Genomic DNA, 18,752 nt, shown 5'->3' with positions numbered 1-18,752 from the left:
TTTTGCAAGATGCAGGCCAGGTTTAAACGACACTTGCCAGCTACCCGCCAGATTTTTCCTAACGGCCCGGAAAATAAGCGTTTCTGATTACCTCTTAAGGGTTAATAAGCATCAGGAATGCCTGAACAGATAAGGGGATGGGGTCAGGCGCACTGTGACAGTGCAGACGCTGCGAGTCAGACGTGCAGAAAAGTGATGACAGGCTGTACAGTTTTAGTGCAGTGGAAACGTATTGCACCTGATGAAGGCTTGCCGCGCCTGACGCGTAGCGTGACGAAGGGGCCGGAAAATGTAACCGCTATCAGCGGGATTTCTTATCGCTGATAGCTACCGGAGGGGAAAAAGCAACCGTTGCCCTCTCCCGCATACGGAAGAAGGCAACGCCTGCTGATTAACGTTTTTTGCGGTTACGATGCATGTCGATAGAGACCGCAGCCACGATGATCATCCCTTTGATAATGTCCTGAATGTACGCATCCACACCCACGAAGGTGAAGCCGCTTTTGATCAGACCGAGGATCACAGCGCCAATGAGTGTGCCGGTGATACGGCCCACGCCGCCCATCAGGCTGCTGCCGCCGATAACGGCTGCGGCAATCGCATCCAGCTCGTAGGACATCCCCATGCTTGACTGGCCGCTGCTGACACGCGCCGCCAGTACCACACCCGCCAGGCCAGAAAGCGCGCCGGCAATGGTGTAGACGATGATCAGATACTTATTAACGTTGATACCGGAGACTTTCGCTGAGGTCATGTTGCCGCCGATGGCGTAAACATACTTACCGTAGCGGGTATGTTTCAGGGCGATGTGGAACAGCAGCGCCACGACCAGGAAAATCACCACTGGCATTGCGCCCTGCCCGATTGAAGTAAAGCCGTCGGACAGGAAGCTGATGGGATTACCCTGGGTGTAATACTGCGCCAGACCACGCGCCGACACCATCATGCCCAGTGTGGCGATGAATGGCGGAATACCGGTACGGGTAATCAGCACACCGTTGACCACACCCGCCAGCAAACCGACGCCGATACCGGCCGCGATCGGGATTACCGCAGGCATATTCACCAGCGACGGATACATCGGTGACAGGCTGTCAGAAGTCTGTGCCAGGCTCGCGGCCACGACCGCCGCCAGGGCGATGACGGAACCGGAGGAGAGGTCGATACCCGTGGTGATAATGACCTGCGTCACGCCGACCGCGATAATCCCGATAATCGCCACCTGCAGGACAATCAGGATCAGACGGTTGGTGTTGAGCAGGAAAGACTGGTCACGCACATACCAGCCAAACATTTCAAAAATCAACGCAATCCCCACCATCACCACAAAAATGCCGGTATCTTTCGGCAATTTATGACGCAGACTGGCAAAAAAAGAGGGTTGCTGCGGGGCTGCCGGAGTGGCAGTAGCTTTCATATTGCTCATAGTGGTCTCGCGCCTCACTCGGATGCCAACGACAGAATGGTTTCCTGATCGGCTTCTTCTTTATCGAGGATGCCGGTTATACGCCCGCCGTGCATCACCATCACCCGATCACTCATGCCAAGGATTTCCGGCAGTTCAGAAGAGACCATGATGATAGCCACGCCACGGTTGGCAAGTTCACTGATTAAGCGGTAAATCTCCGCTTTTGCACCGACGTCAATGCCGCGCGTCGGTTCGTCCAGAATCAGAATCTTCGGTTGCGCCAGCAGCCAGCGGGCAATCAGAACCTTCTGCTGATTACCGCCGCTGAGGTTGTTGATGATCTGATCCATGGTCGGCGTTTTGATATTGAGCCGACGGATCTGGTCCATGCAGTCCTGCGCCATCTTCACATGGCTGACAAAACCGCTTTTGCCGCTGTACTCCGGCATGTTGACGATGCTCATGTTCTCCATCACCGACAGCACCAGAAACAGCCCGGACTTTTTGCGGTCCTCGGTGAGAAACGCCATGCCCTTCTCAATCGCCGTTGAGGGTGAGTCGATCGTCACCGGCACGCCATCAATTAAGATCTCGCCGCTGTCGAAGCTCTCCATGCCGAACAGGCTCTCCATCACCTCACTGCGACCGGCACCCACCAGTCCGGCGACGCCGAGGATTTCACCCCGGCGCACGCTGAAACTGACGTCGGTGAAACGATCTTTGCAGGTGAGATTACGGACCGTCAGCACCTCTTCCCCGATGGCGCTGTTGAATTTCGGGAACAGCTGCGTCAGTTCGCGGCCTACCATCTGGGTAATCAGCGACTGACGGGTATATTTCGCCGTCTGATCGCTGGCGATCCAGGTACCGTCGCGGAAAATACTGACTTCATCGGTGATATTGAAGATTTCATCCATCTTGTGACTGATATAGATGATCGCCTTACCCTGCTCGCGCAGGTCACGAATGATGGTAAACAGGTGCGCGACTTCGGTTTCGGTCAGCGCGGAGGTCGGTTCATCCATGATGACGATGTCTGAATCCCAGGAGACCGCTTTGGCAATCTCGACCATCTGCTGCGACGCAATGCTCAGCTCGCCCACCATCCGATCGGCTTTCAGGCGGATATTCAGGCGGTTAAGCAGTTCCTGCGTCTTCTGATTGAGTCGGGCGTGATCGACAAAACCAAACTTCATCGGCTCACGACCCAGCCAGATATTCTCGGCGACGGTCATGTAAGGCACCAGGTTGAGCTCCTGGTGGATCATTGAAATGCCGGAACGCAACGCGTCCATGGTGTCCTGAAACTGCACCGGCTCCCCTTTAATTTTGATGGTGCCCTTATCGGGACGATACATCCCGATAAGGCACTTCATTAAAGTGGATTTGCCCGCGCCATTTTCGCCCATCAAGGCATGTACCGTTCCCGGACGCACCCGCAACGACACATTGTCGAGGGCTTTAACGCCGGGGAAGAACTTGCTGATGCCTTCGGCTTCAAGCGCAAACGCGTTCATACATCACCTCCGTACAGCTGGGTCGGGAACGATTATTTCAGGTTACGATTGGTAAACTGTTCCATGTTGTCTTTGGTAATCAGCTGGTAAGGGATGTTGATGATTTTCTGCACTTTCTCGCCCTTCACCAGTTTGATCGCCGTCTGCACCGCACCTTCACCCTGGCCCTGCGCATCCTGGAATACCGTGGCGACCATCTTGCCCTGCTTCAGCATCTGCAGTGCATCCGGCGTGCCATCGACGCCCGCAATCAGGATTTTGTCCGGGTTTTTACCCAGCGCCTGCAGCGCACCGATCGCCATTTCATCGTTGTTTGAGGCGATGGCATTGATCTGATCACCGGCCGTCATCCAGTTACTGACCACATCCACCGCGTCGTTACGGGTAAATTTGGCGGTCTGTTTCTGTACGATTTTGATACCAGGGAACTTAGCGGCAACCTCTTCCACGCCTTTGGTACGGTCGCGGGTGGCTTCGTTTGCCAGGTCACCCATCAGGATGGCAACGTTACCTTTGCCGTTCATCGCTTTAGCCAGCGCTTCCATCTGTAAGCGTCCGGCCAGTTCTGAATCGGAACCGACATAGGCCATTTTGCCCGTCAGCTCAGCGCCTGGACGGCGGTTCACGAAGATCAGCGGGATGCCCGCTTTACTCGCCTGATCCATAATCGGTTTCACCGCGTTGGTGTCGACCGGGTTGACGATCAGTGCATCAACACCCTGACCGATAAAGTTTTGTACCTGCTGCAGCTGCTGTGAAACGTCGCCCTTTGCATCCTCTACCTGTCCTTTGACGCCATCTTTCTGCATCTCTTTCTGCATTGAAGTGCGCAGAATGGTCAGGAAGTTGTCATCAAACAGCGCCATCGAGACGCCAACGGAGATATCTTTTGCCATAACCGCGGCAGGTAACATGCAGGCTAACAGTGAGGCGACAATCGTTTTTTTAATGTTCATAGGGACCCTTCTTATTTGTTAACTTGCTCAGCGGCTGTGACTGCGAATGAAAAATATCTTTTACATTCATCCAACCTGACTGGCGTCTGTTTCGGGAAATTTGAGGTAAGACTTCAGGTTCTGGCTATTTTTGTGATCGACCACTCCTTTTCACAATCACTTGATCTACAAACAGTTACTTTCAAAATGCTGTTTCACTTCCGGACAATGGTGACGACCGTGATGATAAGCAGTTTATTTATTCCATCTAATCTCGTTTTGAAATTTTTATCATAAAAGCACTGAAACGGTTGTTTTAACATCGGCAAATAACAAAACTTTGACATGCCTCTAACATCTACTGAGAAATGCCCACAAAGTGAGATCCTGCTGGCAGTTTGAAAATCCATCAGAATCAGGTAAAAATCACCAAACCGCTGCTTTTACGAGCATCTGAACGCAATTCAGTAAACAGGGCTTTGACAAGCGGGATTAGCGCCGCTAATATTCGCCCCGTTCAAGCGATTCCTCTGTAGTTCAGTCGGTAGAACGGCGGACTGTTAATCCGTATGTCACTGGTTCGAGTCCAGTCAGAGGAGCCAGAATTAGAAAAGCCAGCTCAGGGAAACCTGAGCGGGCTTTTTGCATTTAACTTGTCGGTCACGGCGGAATGACTTTTCCGCCTGAGTGGCTCACACCACGAACCCGTAGTGCGAGCCGTCTGGTAGCTCCACCACCAGCCGCAGCGTCCCCCCAGCCGCATCGACGTAGCGTTTGAGCGTGGAAAGCTTCAGGTCACGCCCCGGCTTTTCCATACCCGCCACGGTCGGCTGTGTGATGCCCAGCGCCTGCGCCATTTCCACCTGTGTCTTCTGCACTTTCTCACGCAGTTCGGCAAGGTGAATGTTGAGCAGCATTTTTGTCGCCATGACCTGTGCTTCAGCAACGACTTCCGGTTTTTCATGCCAAAGGCTAAATATACTGGCTCATTTGATGATAAGCACCACATGATGTTAGGACGCTACTCTATCGTCTGTATATCTGATGCCATATGATAGAGTGATAAAATAACGAATCCTCTTTAAAAGGTACGACTTTTGTTATTTTAAATAGAAAAAAGGGATGGATAATTGTATTTATTTTTTAAACGGTTGGCATGAAGTGGCTTGTACTAATAAATAAATTTCAGATAATTACATATCTAAACCTTCCGGTTGTTAGAACCGAAAAATTTCCAAAAAATTGTAAAACGCCATATGTTTCCACTGAAAACCCACGTTTTTTAGTACCAAAATTAGCCTTTTAAGAAAATAGTTTTAGTGAAGATGCTACGCCACCTTAATTTAAGTTTGAAAGTTTTCCACCGCAATATTACGTCACACCGACAGTCGGCCATTATTACTTACAACATTGGTCAGAAAACTTTGATGCAATCACTTAAAGTAAACGTGCTCTCAGTAAAGCTCTACCCTCTGAACATACTCCCGAGCTGATGATACGAATTAACGTTTATCATGGACTATAGTTTACCCGACTGGCGGTCAAAGTTACCCACCTGACCTTCATTCGTTCCAGTGAGCCGTGCTTTACCTGCAGTATTGAATTAATTTAAAAAGTCGCACCATACTGTAAAAGAAGATCTGAAAGCATTGTCTGAGGTGAAAGTTACACCACGGAGAATAAATGTAAAATCCTCATTTTCACTCTCAAAAAACACCACCCAAATTTAAATAGATTAAAAATCACTACTAATTATCCGAATCGTAATGAACCTCACGCGATTGACTTTTATTAAGCGGAACGTTATGTCGAACACCGCTTTTCATTACGATGGTGGGCTGCATTGGTGATTTTTTTCATGAAAGCATGATTAAATCTTTTGAGTTTGCACTGGATAGTGAGGTACTTTATCATATGAATGTTTATAAGGTCAGTTAGTCAGCCGCCCAATAGCAATTCACTAAATAGAGGAGATTTACTGGTGCAGTACATTTTTAAAAAAAACACTCTTTTTGCTTTAAAAAACGCCGACAAGATAATTGCCATTATTATTTTCATTTGTACTACAACAGGCGCATGGTTTTTGTTCAGTTATGCAAACGGACATGGCGTTAAATTCACAGAATTAATACAGCCTAATTTATTGATAAGTTATGGTGCTTTTTCTTTTTTTATATTATCTTTAATAATTGCATTCTTCTTACTTGCATTTTTTATTTCGCCCATAATAGCAAGAAGCCTTTACTTCCACATTTTAATTAAAGAAAAGCATGCAAAAATAAAGCATATAAAAATAAATTATTTTTTATTTTTCTTTTTATGCAGCATTGCTGCATCATTATGCGCTTTTAAACTAATATTTTTCCCTTTTGTTGTTTTTATCTTTGCCTTGATAGAGCATGTCATTGTCTTTGGAGTAAATATTTCATGGAAAAAAACTCAGAAGACACTCACACTCTTTATACTTTCATCTTTGCTTTTAGTCATTAGCTATACACTCCTTATATTCCTTTCTATTGCATTAAACTTTAAAATAGAGAGCACGCTTTCCTTCAATGGCATTTTACAGGCCCTATTTATTTTCATAATTACCTTTCTACTTTCTGGTGTAGGATTAGCGGATGTGCATCAAAGAATAAAGCACAATAAAAACAGAATATTATTCTATATGTTTTTTTCTTTTACTTGTGTTTTTTACATAGCGACAGCATTTTCAAATGGCACTTCAGAAGGGATAACACGACAAATAGGATTAGGATTCCAATACAGATGTTATAATCACAGTGATATGGTTAAGTATTCCATCCCTGAAAACCTCACAAACAAACAAACATCAAAAGGAAAAATAAAAGTTTTCGTAATTTCCGATTCGAACGGTAGAGTATATTTATCCAGAGGAGAAGCATACCGTGCTGAATATAGCTTCCCCGCTACCGACTTGAGGGAAATAGCCTGTGATAAATAAAATCAAAAAAACAGCTGATAAATAACTTTAGACGCCCTCTACTAGTAAAGTGTCGGGGGCCATCAGATATTTATGACGCCATTCACCGTAGTAAAACTAGACCTCTAACTCACAATTAACTATGTAAAAAACGAAACACACTTAATCTTTTTGAAAAAAATCACTCCGCATTTCTAATGCTATCCAGAATAATAAAAGTATCCATTTCTTAATTGATTTCTTTTGCCACATCTAGCCTAGCTAACTCTTGTAGTAGGGAACAAGTCAAATAGCTTGTTGGTGCTTATAACTATGACGAGACAACTTGCAGCGGCAAAGCCAAGCAATGTCATACCCTGCCTGACAGAACGATGTATCGCAGTTAGTGGGAATGTCATGGCCGCCTGACGGTCGAAACTAGCTTGCTGGCCTCAGGACAGCGTACAACCTGTTTCGAAATTATGATTGTATAGCTCGTACAAACTATATTGACCTGACTTTTACTCAGGCTAACTGAGATATGAACGCCCCCCTTCTATCGCAAACCGGCGAATTTAGTAACGCCACCACTTATCACTCACATAGTAATGAAGAGATACTGCCGAAACACATCATCGGTCCAAAAAGTGGTGACGTGATTCTGTAATGGAGACATCAGAAACTGCTGATGCTGCATGCCTGTTGCTTCAGCAGCATACACCCTCTTAATCTATGAGAGTTTCAGTCACTTTATTGGAATGAGGGATTCAGAAAGCTATCCCATCCTTCGCTTTTGCAACAAAACCTGCCTGTAAACTATAAAGGTCTGTACCGAAACCAGTCAGGAAACACTTTTGTGGAGCGAGCTGCGCTGCCTAAATGGACAGCTTACCGTGAAACTCCGGACGCCTTCCGAAGAGGGCGTAGTGCAGTGAATTGCTGAAAATAATATTCAGTCTATGTTAATGCCATTGAAAAATTATTAATTAACAGTGATATGGATCGGTATCAAGGCAGGAGAAAATAGCCCTTTGTACAAAAGGAATGGCTTTTCTGCCTGAGTGGCTTACACCACGAACCCGTAGTGGGAACCATCCGGTAGCTCCACCACCAGCCGCAGCTTCCCCCCAGCCGCATCGACGTAGCGTTTGAGCGTGGAAAGCTTCAGGTCACGCCCCGGCTTTTCCATACCCGCCACGGTCGGCTGTGTGATGCCCAGCGCCTGCGCCATTTCCACCTGCGTTTTCTGCACTTTCTCACGCAGCTCGGCAAGGTGTATGTTGAGCAGGATTTCTGTCGCCATGGCCTGTGCGTCGGCAACGACTTCCGGTTTTTCATCCGCAATAAGCTGTTCCAGCGTTCTGCCCATCACGTTACTCCTTATAGTTAAAGCTTTTTAGCCAGTGTGTGAATTCCCGATCGGCAACCGGAAGTTTGATGACATGTCAGAAAGGGGTTCCGTTATGTCTGTTAAGCAGACACTAAAGCTGCACGGATTTGCGAGCTGTCGCTGATGTGCTGAAGGATGACGGATGGGATCAGAGAGTGATACAGGCGTTGCTTTAAGTCAGGCAGCCCGCCAGGGGTTATCCGGGCGGGCTTTTCGATTGAACGGTGTAAGCTTTGTCAGGGTTGCCCTTCCATATTCCAGCGAGCTGATCCCATCACATCGAAAACGTGCTGGTCAGTGAAAGCCGGGAATCTGGCACGTTTTGCCGCCTCGATTAACGCTTTGCAGTAATCTCTGTCGCCCCCTTTGACGATGAAATTATCCAGGGTGCCATCAATTTTAAAATCCAGATGGGCATTACAGCGTTTTCCATTCCAGGCGTGCGGCTCTGTTAATGCGGCATCCAGTGCTTTCTTAATGCCCGACGCCTGCTGGCCATAGATATCCTTGTCCCCTACTTTGCCTGATTGGTTATAGCTGCAGGTTTCGAGTGCCGTCTTTTTATTACATTCACTGGGAGCAAGAGGCGTACAGCCTGCTAAAGCAACTGAGAGCAGCATCAGGATGATTTTTTTCATATAAGTCCTTTTAAGGTAGCGCCGGTGCAGGATTTCCTGTGTTAATGCGATGCACGGGTAAGGTCAGATCATCGGTCGCTTATTTTCTGCAGATCTGCCTTGAAGCAGATTTATTTTTTACGCCAGAAGAGAAAAGCAGCCAGCGCTGTGAGCACCCCAATCCACGGCATCGTGCCCGCACCAGCCAGAAAGTTGTGTCGATCAATCGCATTGTCTTTTCTTATATCTGCAAAGCGTGCAATGGCCTGCTTTTCATCAGCGGCATGCACTTCCTCAACCTCTTTCTTATATCCCTGCGCCAGCAGATCTGCGGCGCGATTCACGCTTAATCTTGCCAGGGCAACAGTCTGTTTTCCCTGCGTATAGAAACAGTAATCTGGCATTGGCTTTGCTCATTCTGAAGAGTCGGTGTTCTACTCTATCGGATGCCAGTCAGGATCGGTAGCATTGATGAGTAGTCTATGTGAGGTGCGTCTTCCGGTCTTCTGCGTGCAACCCTTCTGAATGCAGACGCGACTGAATCGTGTCAGAGAATTATTTCCTCAGAGCCATATTTTAAATATATCGCCCCTTCAAATTCATCATCTGAAAATAGCCATTATTTTCTGAGGCGCTTTCACAGCCATAAGTTTGATCTATATCAAAAAATGAGGGTTAATTTGAAAAAACATTACTTACATTAAATTAATTCAATTTATTCATATAGTTAAGCACAAACCTCCGTAAGATTAGCAACCAGATAATTACCAGGAAAAACAATATATATCTAATTAATTAATTTCCGACACAATCTGAAATAACTTTAAAGAATAATTTCACCCTGACGATAAGAAGATCATCTTTGGATTTATTTAATGCTTTTTTTGCTTCTGAAACCTCAATAAAGGTGAACCTCATGGGTCTTGCTCAACGCATCTCAAATATTAAAATCGGGAAAAAACTGGGCGTCGGCTTTATCATCGTCATCGCTGCCTCCCTCGCCATTACCGCTATCGCTTTCGATTGTTTTCGCAGTATTAAAGACAACTCTGCCCGGCGCACCATTACCGTGGAGATGGTCAACACGTTAAGCAAGGCCCGCCTTAATCGCACCCTCTACCAGTACACCAAAGATCCTAAATTTGCCACGCAGAACGTTCAGGCCCTGCATGAGTTAGATGCCCTTTATAAACGGCTGGATGGATTCAGGTGGGATGATATAGGTCAGCAGAAAGTCGCGGCAATTGGTCAGCTACTCAACGAGTATAAGATTCAGCGTGAGAAGTTCGTGTCGTCTGCGGAAGCAACATCCGCTGCCTTTGAGGCTATAAAGCCGGGCGCCCTGATTGTCCTGGCGCATCAGTTCGAATCACTCGATATGGCTCTGGCACCCGATGCGGCGCTGCCGGTCATGCACATGGCCGCTGCGCTGTTTGATGCGACCAATGTTGAAAAAGCCTTTCTCGACAAGCCCTCAGAGAACACCCGAAAGGCGGTCATTGAGGAATACACTGCAATCACCACTCTGAGTGAGCAACTGGACAGTTTCGCCCAGCCCAATATCGATGAGGCCACGCGGAATGTGATCAGCACTCTGGCGCAGCAGCGCGAGCCTTTGACGCGCTATGTTGATGCTTCAGAGAAAGAAAAAAGGGAATCTGCAAGTCTGAGCACCACCGCAGAGCGCCTCAATGCGGCGGTGGCCGATACCTTTGCTTTCCAGTCCCAGCTATCCGCTGAATTTATCAAACAGGCGGAGTGGCGTATTGCGTTTGCCGCACTGACCTGCGTCATCCTGAGCCTGCTGATCGCCTGGCGGATTACCCGCAACATTACGCTGCCATTGAAAGAGACACTGAATGCCGCGCAGCGTATTGCCAGCGGTGATTTAACCACCTCACTGAAAACCACACGGGGTGATGAGTTAGGCCAGCTAATGCAGGCGGTGGATGCAATGAACAGCAGCCTGCAGAACATCATCACCCACGTACGTGATGGCGTCAGCAGCGTGGCACGTGCCTCGGCAGAAATTGCAGCAGGCAATACCGACCTCTCCTCCCGCACCGAACAGCAGTCTGCCGCCGTGGTTCAGACGGCTGCCAGTATGGAAGAGCTCTCCTCGACGGTGAAACAGAATGCGGAGAACGCCCACCACGCCAGTCAGCTGGCAACCGATGCGTCAGTGAATGCAGGACGCGGTGGTGAGATTATCCGTGACGTGATCGTCACCATGAACAGCATCAGCCAGAGTTCAGGAAAAATCGGCGAAATCATTCACGTCATCAACAGCATCTCCTTCCAGACCAATATCCTGGCGCTTAACGCCGCCGTTGAAGCGGCACGGGCCGGTGAACAGGGTCGCGGGTTTGCGGTAGTTGCCGGTGAAGTCAGGAATCTGGCACAGCGCAGCGCGCTGGCGGCTAAGGAGATCGAAACGCTGATCAGCGAGTCACTTGACCGCGTTCATGACGGTTCTGAATTTGTGGAACGCGCCGGCACCACCATGGATGAGATCGTCCGCTCGGTCAGTCAGGTTAAAGATATTATGGGTGAGATTGCGGCTGCCTCAGACGAGCAGAATCGCGGGATTTCACAGATCGCTACGGCAATGACTGAGATGGATACCACGACACAACAGAACGCCGCGCTGGTCGAGGAGTCCTCCGCCGCAGCCAGCTCTCTGGAGTCTCAGGCAGAAGAACTGGAAAAAACGGTGGCCATCTTCCGTCTTTCTCCAGGCCAGAATCGCACTGTTCCTGCTCTGGCACCACGTTCAGTTCCCGCGATGCCGGTAACGGCTTCCGCCGACGCCAGCTGGGAAAGCTTTTAACGGTTAGCGAAGCTTTATCTGGCCTGATGCTGTCCAGCCAGTCTCATGTCAATGGGGCTGGCTGAAAGAGCGTTCCCAGAGGAATAACCTCTTCCGCCATACTCAGTTTCGCGCCGGATTGTATTTCGGGTTCGGGAGAGAGGAAAAGCCGTATGGTGGGGGTATAACGCGATGGCGAGAGAAGTGTCGTCCCTGACATTTTCTCCGGCCGGTATACGCTTTCGCGCAACCGTTGAGGTCGTCCGCTTCGTCGTTTTCCGGCCGGAGCCGGACTACGTCCACTGGCGTCAGTTCAGTTACTGCTGGTTCAGTTCTTCGTTCAGGCCTGCAAGAGTCTGCAGGTACGGCACCTGCTTTTGAGCAACCGACGGTGACTTAAAACTGCTCAGCCAGCTTCTGGCTTCGGAGATTTTTGTCAGCCGATCTTCGTTGCGTTCAGATTTCGCCATAAAACCCAGTTGGGTAAAAAGTGATGCGATACTGATTTCTTTCTCACCCAGGGCAAGGCTGAGTGCCGCTTCGCCAATAATGACGTGGCCTTTCTCGTCGTCTCGAAATAACACAGAAAATCCTCCATTTGGTACGAATTGATGACAACCTCACCAGAGACTGTAGTTCTAAAAGCGAGAACTGCCCGAATTAATCACTAAAAATCGCGCAACCTCCTGATCGAATGTACTAAATGTTTTTTTCCGGATTGTTCTGTTTGTCTCTGCCGTCCTTCCTGCCAGACTGGCTGGTCTTATCAGCACGGGATGCCACCATGAAACTCTCTGTTCTTCTCACGTTGTTAGCCGCGACAGTATGCTCAGTGTTTGCTGCCCATGGTGGATTCGCAACGCATCAGGCCAGCCAGTCGCTCTCCACACAAAGCGGCGAAGCCATTACTGAAGAGTAATCGCCTGGTCCGGCGTCGTCACCGACCAGGCAATCGGTTATCATCCTGTGCCCTTTACCAGCCGGTTGCCCGATGTCTGCCATTATCGATACGTTTATCGCCCCACCCTGCTTTGATGAGATTGCCCTCCTCTTCGAGGATGAGCATCTGCTGGTGATCAATAAACCCAGCGGGCTGCTGAGCCTGTCCGGCAAAAATCCACAAAACCTCGATTCAGTGCATCATCGGCTGGTGAAGCTCTTCCCTGGCTGTACGCTGGTTCATCGGCTCGATTTTGGCACCTCCGGTCTGATGGTCGTCGCACGCAACAAGGCGATTAACGCCGCCCTCTGCCAGCAGTTCAGCCAGCGCAGCGTTGGCAAAACCTATCAGGCACTGCTGTGCGGACACCTTGCCGATGACTCAGGGATCATTGATGCCGCGATAGCCAAAGATCCGGCGCAGTTTCCCCGCATGGTGATATGCGAGATACAGGGCAAACCCGCGCGATCACGCTATCGGGTCATGGAACGCAGTTATTTTCAGGGGAAAGAGGGAGAGGTGTTGCCGGTTACGCGGGTTGAACTGACGCCGGAAACGGGACGCACCCACCAGCTGCGCATTCACTGTCAGCAGCTGGGGCATCCGATTCTGGGCTGTGATCTTTACGGCGGACTGTCACTGCCTGGCACGGAGCAGGCAGAGAGACTGATGCTGCACGCCAGCGAGCTGACATTTGTTCATCCCGTCAGCGGCGAGGCGATGCAACTCTCTGCCGCCAGCGCGTTCTGAGTGCATCAGCGCGTCATTACCACATCAAATCATCGGGCACTTTGAAATCGGCATAAGGATCATCTTCATCCTGTGCTTCTTCGCTTAATGCGCTGTTTAATACGATGGCACTGGCATCACGCTGGGCAATTTTATCCGCTACGCTGGCCGGGATGATGGCGTACTGGCTCTCTCCATTCGCGTCAGCGGCGAGGCGGGCAATCGCAAGACGGCCATTAATCAGCTGAGTCTGCGTCGGCTTATCCACCATGATCTTTTTAATCAGATTATTGTCGGTGAAGTTGAAGCTGATGTTGCCTCTCTCCACGGCAATTTTGTTCATTTCAATCAGCTGTTTGACCTGCGCTTTGTACTCTTTCGACAGCACAGCCAGCTTCTGCTGCTCGTTCAGCTGCTTATCCCGCTCCAGCTGCGCTTTTTTGTTGTCTTCCACCGCCGCTCTGGCTTCGCGCGCCTGGACTCTGGATTTTTTAGCGGTCCGCTGAACCTTGTCCATCTTCTTGCTGGATACTAATCCCGCTTTCAGCATCTGCTCTTGCAAGGTGAGTTTTGTCATTGTCGTCTCTGAACCTGTGAAATTTTGTCCGGGATTATACCTGTAATCGTCCGGGCTGTGCCAGGTTGCCGCATAAGCGGTTACGGGCAGCCTCCGGACACTGTGCTAACATTCCCCGGTCAAAATCACCTTATTGAGCACCATGTCAGAACTCACAAAACGTAAAAATGACCCTGAAGGGCTGAAAAAACGCATTATTGCAGGCGCACTGAAAGCCTTTGCTGAGTTTGGTATGCAGGGCGCCAGGCTTGAGCAGATTGCTGAGCATGCGCAGACCACGAAACGGATGGTGGTGTATCACTTTGGCAGCAAAGAGCAGCTTTACATCGCGGTGCTGGAACAGGTTTATCAGCAGATACGTCAGCATGAAACCGGCCTGAACCTGGCTGCGATGGAGCCGGAACTGGCCATGACGCGGCTGGTGGAAGCCAGCTTTGATTATCACGTTGAGCATCCCGATTTTATCCGGCTGGTCTGCAGTGAGAACCTGCTGCGCGGTCGCTACATCACCCAGTCGCCGCAGATTAAAGCGCTGAACCGCAGCGCGCTGGATCTGCTGGATGACATTCTGGCACGCGGTCAGCAACAGGGCGTGTTCACTGCCGATGTGCAGACCATCGATGTCCATCGCCTGATCAGCAGTATCTGTGTTCACCACGTTTCAAACCGCTATACCTTCAACGCCCTGTTCAGCCCTGATAACAGCGAAGAAGAGAGTATTCGCCGCAATCGTCAGCTCGCTGTCACCGCAACATTACGTTATATCCGCAAATAAATGCCCGCCAGCCGGGCTCCGCTTATCCATAGTCTACGCTTAGTTACACTTGTCATGAAAATGCAATAATAAGGAATGCTGTTGTGAGCAGAGACGCACGCCTCTATCCGCTTCGCCAGACCCATATAGAACCCGATGATGATGCGCTGTGGAACTGGGCGCAGAACGCGCAAATTGGCCGCCGTCAGCAGGTTCAGCGCCCCGCCAGTGAAGCGGAGCTACAGAAAATCATCCGCGAGTCTCGCGGCAGGATTCGTGTGATTGGCAGCAAGCTGTCGCCCGGCAGGATGCTGCATGTCGCTGATGACGATGTGCTGCTCGATCTCAGCGCATTGAGCGGCCAGCTTGCCAGTGATGAGCAGAGCGTGACCTTTGGTGGCGCGACCCCGCTTGAGCAGGTTTATCGCAGCCTCACCGACATGAATCGCATGCTGGCCTCATCGCCGGGCGTGATTGCGATTCAGACGCTGGCGGGTGCGATGGCGACGGGTACGCATGGTCAGGGTTTGCAGCAGAGTTCGATTGCCGATGAAGCGCTGGCCATCCGTATGGTGCTGGCCGACGGCAGCGTGCGAGAGTTTGTCCGTGGCGATGCTGACTTCCCGGCGGCACAGGTTTCGCTCGGTGCACTGGGCATCGTCACCGCAGTAACCCTGCGTACCCAGCCGTTTCAGATCTTCACCTGCCACAAAAATGCCGTATCAGCCGATACGCTGGAAGAGGATCTGCTGCAGTGGAACAACGACTATCCGCTGAGCAAAGCCTGGTGGTTTGTTGACGACAACCTGATGCACGTCTGGAACGCCCACGAGGCGAGTGACGAAGAGCGTCAGCGTTATGAAGCGCAGGGTCGCCAGGTGGTCGAACATGAGGGCGAAGCTGACGACAGTCTTAATGACACCATCGACCAGACGCTGGCGCATATGCACCGCGATACGCAGATCCAGGGCAAAGGCGGAAAACAGTTCCGCACCGTCACCCGCTTTCGCGACTTCACCGATGTTACCGGTGACATCTATCAGCTTTTCTGCCGTGGCATCGCAGTGCCGCAGATTAATGTAGAAATCGGCGTGCCGCTGGCAAAAACCCCGGCCATCATTCGCCGCATCAAATTGTGGTATGCCGAAAACCGTCCGCATATGCACTACCCGATTATTCTGCGCTGCACCGGTGCCTCGTCGGCCTGGCTCAGCCCGGCTGCTGGCCAGCCAACCTGCTTTTTCGGCTTTGTGGTCTATTACGCCGACGATGGTTCGCTGTCACAGGAAGGCCTGCACTTCCTGACCGAGGTGGAGAAACTGCTGGCCGAAGAGGGCGGGCGCCCGCACTGGGGCAAGTATTACGACGAAGAACGCTACAACTGGCGTGAGATCTATCCGCAGTGGGACGCCTTCCGCGCCCTGCGCAGCCAGCTCGACCCGCAGGGCCGACTGGGGAATGACTACATCACGCCACTTTTTGACTGATTGAGGAACGCTATGTTTGCCTGGGTAACGCTGTTAACACAACCCGATTATCTGGTGGGCGTGAAAGCGCTGCACCGTTCGCTGCAGGAGAGCCACAGCAAGTGGCCGCTGGTGGTAATGACCACGTCGGCGATATCAGAAGCTGACTGTCAGATTCTGCAGGATGAAGGCTGCGTGATTAAACCGGTCGAGCCACTCTATCCGCGCGACGATCTGGATCAGCATTACGCCTCGGCGCAGTTCGGTGAGGTCTGGACCAAGCTGCGCGCCTGGCAGCTGACCGATTATCAGCGTGTGGTGTTTCTGGATGCCGATATGCTGGTGCTGCAGAATATGGATGAGCTGTTTACCCTGGATCTGGGCGATAACCCGCTGGCCGCCTGTCACGCCTGCCGCTGTAATCCGAACCAGATTGCCTCTTATCCGCCAGAATGGCAGCCTGAGCAGTGTCACTACACCTGGCAGGCACGCGGTGAGCAGGCTCCGGAGAGCGTTGACTACTATCTGAACGGCGGTTTTCTGGTGCTGAAGCCTGACAATGCGACGTTCGACGCCCTGGAAAAACGGATTGCCGCGATTGATGATCTCAGCGCCTATCCTTTCTCCGAACAGGATCTGCTGAACGAAGTGTTTGCCGATCGCTGGAAACCGCTCTCCTATATCTACAATGCGTTAAAAACGCTGCCGTTCCAGCACAGCGGTCTCTGGCAGGGTGATGAGGTGAAGAACCTGCACTATATTCTGGCGAAGCCGTGGAAGCGCGATCTTAACCAGCCTGAAAGTCAGCGCGATCGCTTCTATGCGCTGGATAAATTGTGGTGGGAGAAAAGCGGTCTGATCTGACTGTATACGGGCGGGAAACCACAGCTTCCCGCCCTGCCCGCCTGCGTTAATCAGCGAAACAGCAATACTCTCTGTCACTCAGCTTCTGCACTACACCTCTATCCAGCGGCGCTGCTCAGCGGAGTGCGCAATCGCTTCCAGCACCTTCTGCACCTGCAATCCTTCTGCGAAATCGGGCCACATGCGATCGCCCGCCGCGATGCCGTTGATCAGGTCGCGGATCTCCACCGTCTTCTGATCGTTAAACCCGATGCCGTGCCCGGCTGAAACACAGAAGTTCGCGTAGTCCGGATGTGCCGGCCCGGTCAGGAGTGTTTTAAATCCCTGACGCCCGACGGGGTCGTCATGCAGATAAAGCTCCAGCTCCGCCATACGCTCCTGGGTGTAACGCAGCGTGCCTTTGGTGCCGGTGACGACGTAGGTCAGTCCCATCTTCGCGCCACAGGCAATGCGAGAGGTTTCAATCACGCCATGCGCCCCGTTATGGAAGCGCAGCAGCGCGCTGGCCTGATCTTCGTTTTCTACCGGTAACTGCCGAGAAGGCGCTTTCGGGTCAGGCCGTGAGGTAATCACCGTCATCATGTCGCCACTCACCTCTGCAATGTCACCGACCAGGTAGTGCGCCATATTGACGATGTGCGCTGCCAGATCGCCCAGCGCGCCGAGCCCTGCCAGCGCTTTCTGGCAGTGCCAGTCGAGCGGCGTTTCCGGTCTGGCGAGATAGTCCTCGTTATGGGTGCCGTAGAAATGCACCACATCACCAATCTCGCCGCTGGCAATAATCTCTTTTGCCAGCTGGCTGGTGGGATTTTTCATATAGTTGAAGCCAACCAGCGTTTTCACCCCTGCCGCCTCAGCGGCCGCCACCATCTCCTGCGCATCCGCCACGCTCAGCGACAGCGGCTTTTCTGAATAGACATGCTTGCCGTGGCGTATCGCCTCCAGCGCCATCTCTTTATGCAGGAAGTTAGGCGCGCAGATATCCACCACATCAATTGCCGGATCGCTCACCAGCGCGCGCCAGTCGCCTGTGGAACGCGCAAAACCAAAGGTCGCCGCCTGTCGGGCCGCCAGCTCAGGGTTCACCTCAGCCAGCATCTCCCGCACGATTTCGCCTTTCAGTGTAAACACGGTGGGAGCCTGGGCATAGGCAATCGCGTGGCAGCGCCCGATATAGCCGCTGCCAATCATGCCGATTCTGACTTTGTTCATTTCAACTCCGGATATTCAGTTCAGGGTTGAAATGGAATCTACGTTTCATATTTGTTGCTGACAAAGTCAGAATGGAGACTTTGTGACGGCCATAAAAAACAATCCGGTTAAATCATGCGTAGTGCGGTCTGACAAGGGCCACGCAGCGCCAGAACACCTCATAAACACCTCAGTTCGTCGTTTGCTTTTTAACTGCTCTCACGGGTCCTGCAGGCCATGCTTTCGGGGCTTAACACAGCATTATGGCGACTATTTCAGCAGTCGCGCGAATTTATGAAAAAGAGCTTTGACATGGCCCTGCGTGGCCGTTACTATGCGCCCCGTTCAAACGATTCCTCTGTAGTTCAGTCGGTAGAACGGCGGACTGTTAATCCGTATGTCACTGGTTCGAGTCCAGTCAGAGGAGCCAAATTTGAAAAGCCTGCTCAGGAAACTGAGCGGGCTTTTTGCTTTCTATTCTTTTGATAAATTTTTTGTACCTGATTAGTTCTTTTCCCTTCCGAATTACCGGTCCTTTCGTTATTAGCTGAGACTTAACCATTCAAAACAGCCATACCTGAAAAGTTCATTTCTGACACTTGATCTCTTGTTCCTTAAATCAAAATCCTCAA

Annotated in this window: 16 protein-coding genes and 2 tRNA genes; 8 read left to right on the top strand and 10 right to left on the bottom strand. The window is 50.8% G+C overall.

Annotated elements, in window-relative coordinates; all coding sequences use genetic code 11:
* Positions 1-391 precede the first annotated feature (391 nt).
* From PU624_RS10940 to PU624_RS10930, 3 genes are read right to left on the bottom strand one after another with little or no spacing between them, the layout of a single operon-like run.
* Entirely contained in the window at positions 392-1,417 is a 1,026-nt protein-coding gene (locus PU624_RS10940) for an ABC transporter permease (protein ID WP_170933484.1), read from the bottom strand.
* A 23-nt stretch (positions 1,418-1,440) separates the two neighbouring features.
* The gene (locus PU624_RS10935; RefSeq protein ID WP_283547635.1) at positions 1,441-2,925 is read right to left on the bottom strand and encodes a sugar ABC transporter ATP-binding protein; all 1,485 of its coding nucleotides are present in this window, start codon (positions 2,923-2,925) and stop codon (positions 1,441-1,443) included.
* A 32-nt stretch (positions 2,926-2,957) separates the two neighbouring features.
* Complete coding sequence (locus tag PU624_RS10930) at positions 2,958-3,881, bottom strand: sugar ABC transporter substrate-binding protein (protein ID WP_283547634.1); 924 nt, start codon at positions 3,879-3,881, stop codon at positions 2,958-2,960.
* A 505-nt stretch (positions 3,882-4,386) separates the two neighbouring features.
* On the opposite strand from PU624_RS10930, the gene PU624_RS10925 reads away from it, so the two are divergent.
* A tRNA-Asn gene (locus PU624_RS10925) sits at positions 4,387-4,462 on the top strand.
* Between the two features lie 90 nt (positions 4,463-4,552).
* Here PU624_RS10925 and PU624_RS10920 read toward each other — a convergent pair.
* Positions 4,553-4,840 carry a helix-turn-helix domain-containing protein gene (locus PU624_RS10920; RefSeq protein ID WP_283547968.1) on the bottom strand — a complete coding sequence of 96 codons (288 nt, stop codon included), beginning with the start codon at positions 4,838-4,840 and terminating at the stop codon, positions 4,553-4,555.
* A gap of 1,001 nt (positions 4,841-5,841) precedes the next feature.
* Between PU624_RS10920 and PU624_RS10915 the strand changes: the two genes are divergently transcribed.
* Positions 5,842-6,825 carry a hypothetical protein gene (locus tag PU624_RS10915; protein WP_283547633.1) on the top strand — a complete coding sequence of 328 codons (984 nt, stop codon included), beginning with the start codon at positions 5,842-5,844 and terminating at the stop codon, positions 6,823-6,825.
* Between the two features lie 1,024 nt (positions 6,826-7,849).
* Here PU624_RS10915 and proR read toward each other — a convergent pair.
* The 3 genes from proR to PU624_RS10900 form a co-directional block, all read right to left on the bottom strand.
* Positions 7,850-8,152, bottom strand: coding sequence for a transcriptional regulator ProR (gene proR, locus PU624_RS10910; RefSeq protein ID WP_033733169.1), 303 nt, complete (start codon positions 8,150-8,152; stop codon positions 7,850-7,852).
* 257 nt (positions 8,153-8,409) lie between these two features.
* Positions 8,410-8,811, bottom strand: coding sequence for a cell envelope integrity TolA C-terminal domain-containing protein (locus PU624_RS10905; RefSeq protein ID WP_283547632.1), 402 nt, complete (start codon positions 8,809-8,811; stop codon positions 8,410-8,412).
* 110 nt (positions 8,812-8,921) lie between these two features.
* Positions 8,922-9,194, bottom strand: coding sequence for a hypothetical protein (locus tag PU624_RS10900; protein WP_283547631.1), 273 nt, complete (start codon positions 9,192-9,194; stop codon positions 8,922-8,924).
* 512 nt (positions 9,195-9,706) lie between these two features.
* Between PU624_RS10900 and PU624_RS10895 the strand changes: the two genes are divergently transcribed.
* Positions 9,707-11,620 (top strand): methyl-accepting chemotaxis protein, encoded by a 1,914-nt coding sequence (locus PU624_RS10895; protein WP_283547630.1) that lies wholly within the window; start codon positions 9,707-9,709, stop codon positions 11,618-11,620.
* A gap of 296 nt (positions 11,621-11,916) precedes the next feature.
* Here PU624_RS10895 and PU624_RS10890 read toward each other — a convergent pair whose 3' ends face one another.
* Positions 11,917-12,183 (bottom strand): hypothetical protein, encoded by a 267-nt coding sequence (locus tag PU624_RS10890; RefSeq protein WP_283547629.1) that lies wholly within the window; start codon positions 12,181-12,183, stop codon positions 11,917-11,919.
* A 407-nt stretch (positions 12,184-12,590) separates the two neighbouring features.
* On the opposite strand from PU624_RS10890, the gene PU624_RS10885 reads away from it, so the two are divergent.
* Positions 12,591-13,289 carry an RluA family pseudouridine synthase gene (locus PU624_RS10885; RefSeq protein WP_283547628.1) on the top strand — a complete coding sequence of 233 codons (699 nt, stop codon included), beginning with the start codon at positions 12,591-12,593 and terminating at the stop codon, positions 13,287-13,289.
* Between the two features lie 16 nt (positions 13,290-13,305).
* Here the strand turns inward: PU624_RS10885 and PU624_RS10880 are convergent, their stop codons facing one another.
* Positions 13,306-13,845: a DUF2058 domain-containing protein gene (locus PU624_RS10880; RefSeq protein WP_283547627.1), complete on the bottom strand. Its 540-nt coding sequence runs from the start codon at positions 13,843-13,845 to the stop codon at positions 13,306-13,308.
* A 142-nt stretch (positions 13,846-13,987) separates the two neighbouring features.
* Between PU624_RS10880 and PU624_RS10875 the strand changes: the two genes are divergently transcribed.
* The 3 genes from PU624_RS10875 (at position 13,988) to PU624_RS10865 (ending at position 16,929) form a co-directional block, all read left to right on the top strand.
* Positions 13,988-14,620: a TetR/AcrR family transcriptional regulator gene (locus tag PU624_RS10875; protein ID WP_283547626.1), complete on the top strand. Its 633-nt coding sequence runs from the start codon at positions 13,988-13,990 to the stop codon at positions 14,618-14,620.
* An 83-nt stretch (positions 14,621-14,703) separates the two neighbouring features.
* Positions 14,704-16,086: a D-arabinono-1,4-lactone oxidase gene (locus tag PU624_RS10870; protein WP_283547625.1), complete on the top strand. Its 1,383-nt coding sequence runs from the start codon at positions 14,704-14,706 to the stop codon at positions 16,084-16,086.
* Between the two features lie 12 nt (positions 16,087-16,098).
* On the top strand, positions 16,099-16,929 hold the full coding sequence (locus PU624_RS10865; protein WP_283547624.1) for a glycosyltransferase family 8 protein: 831 nt from the start codon (positions 16,099-16,101) through the stop codon (positions 16,927-16,929).
* 90 nt (positions 16,930-17,019) lie between these two features.
* Here PU624_RS10865 and PU624_RS10860 read toward each other — a convergent pair whose 3' ends face one another.
* A complete protein-coding gene (locus tag PU624_RS10860; protein WP_283547623.1) occupies positions 17,020-18,141 on the bottom strand; it encodes a Gfo/Idh/MocA family protein in 1,122 nt (373 codons plus the stop codon).
* Positions 18,142-18,474: 333 nt separating this feature from the next.
* Here PU624_RS10860 and PU624_RS10855 point away from each other — a divergent pair.
* Positions 18,475-18,550 (top strand) — tRNA-Asn (locus PU624_RS10855).
* The last annotated feature ends 202 nt before the right edge of the window (positions 18,551-18,752 follow it).

Source organism: Pantoea sp. Lij88, from assembly GCF_030062155.1.
Lineage (GTDB): Bacteria > Pseudomonadota > Gammaproteobacteria > Enterobacterales > Enterobacteriaceae > Pantoea.
Note: the sequence above shows the minus strand (reverse complement) of the source record. Positions and strands in the feature narration are given on the sequence as shown.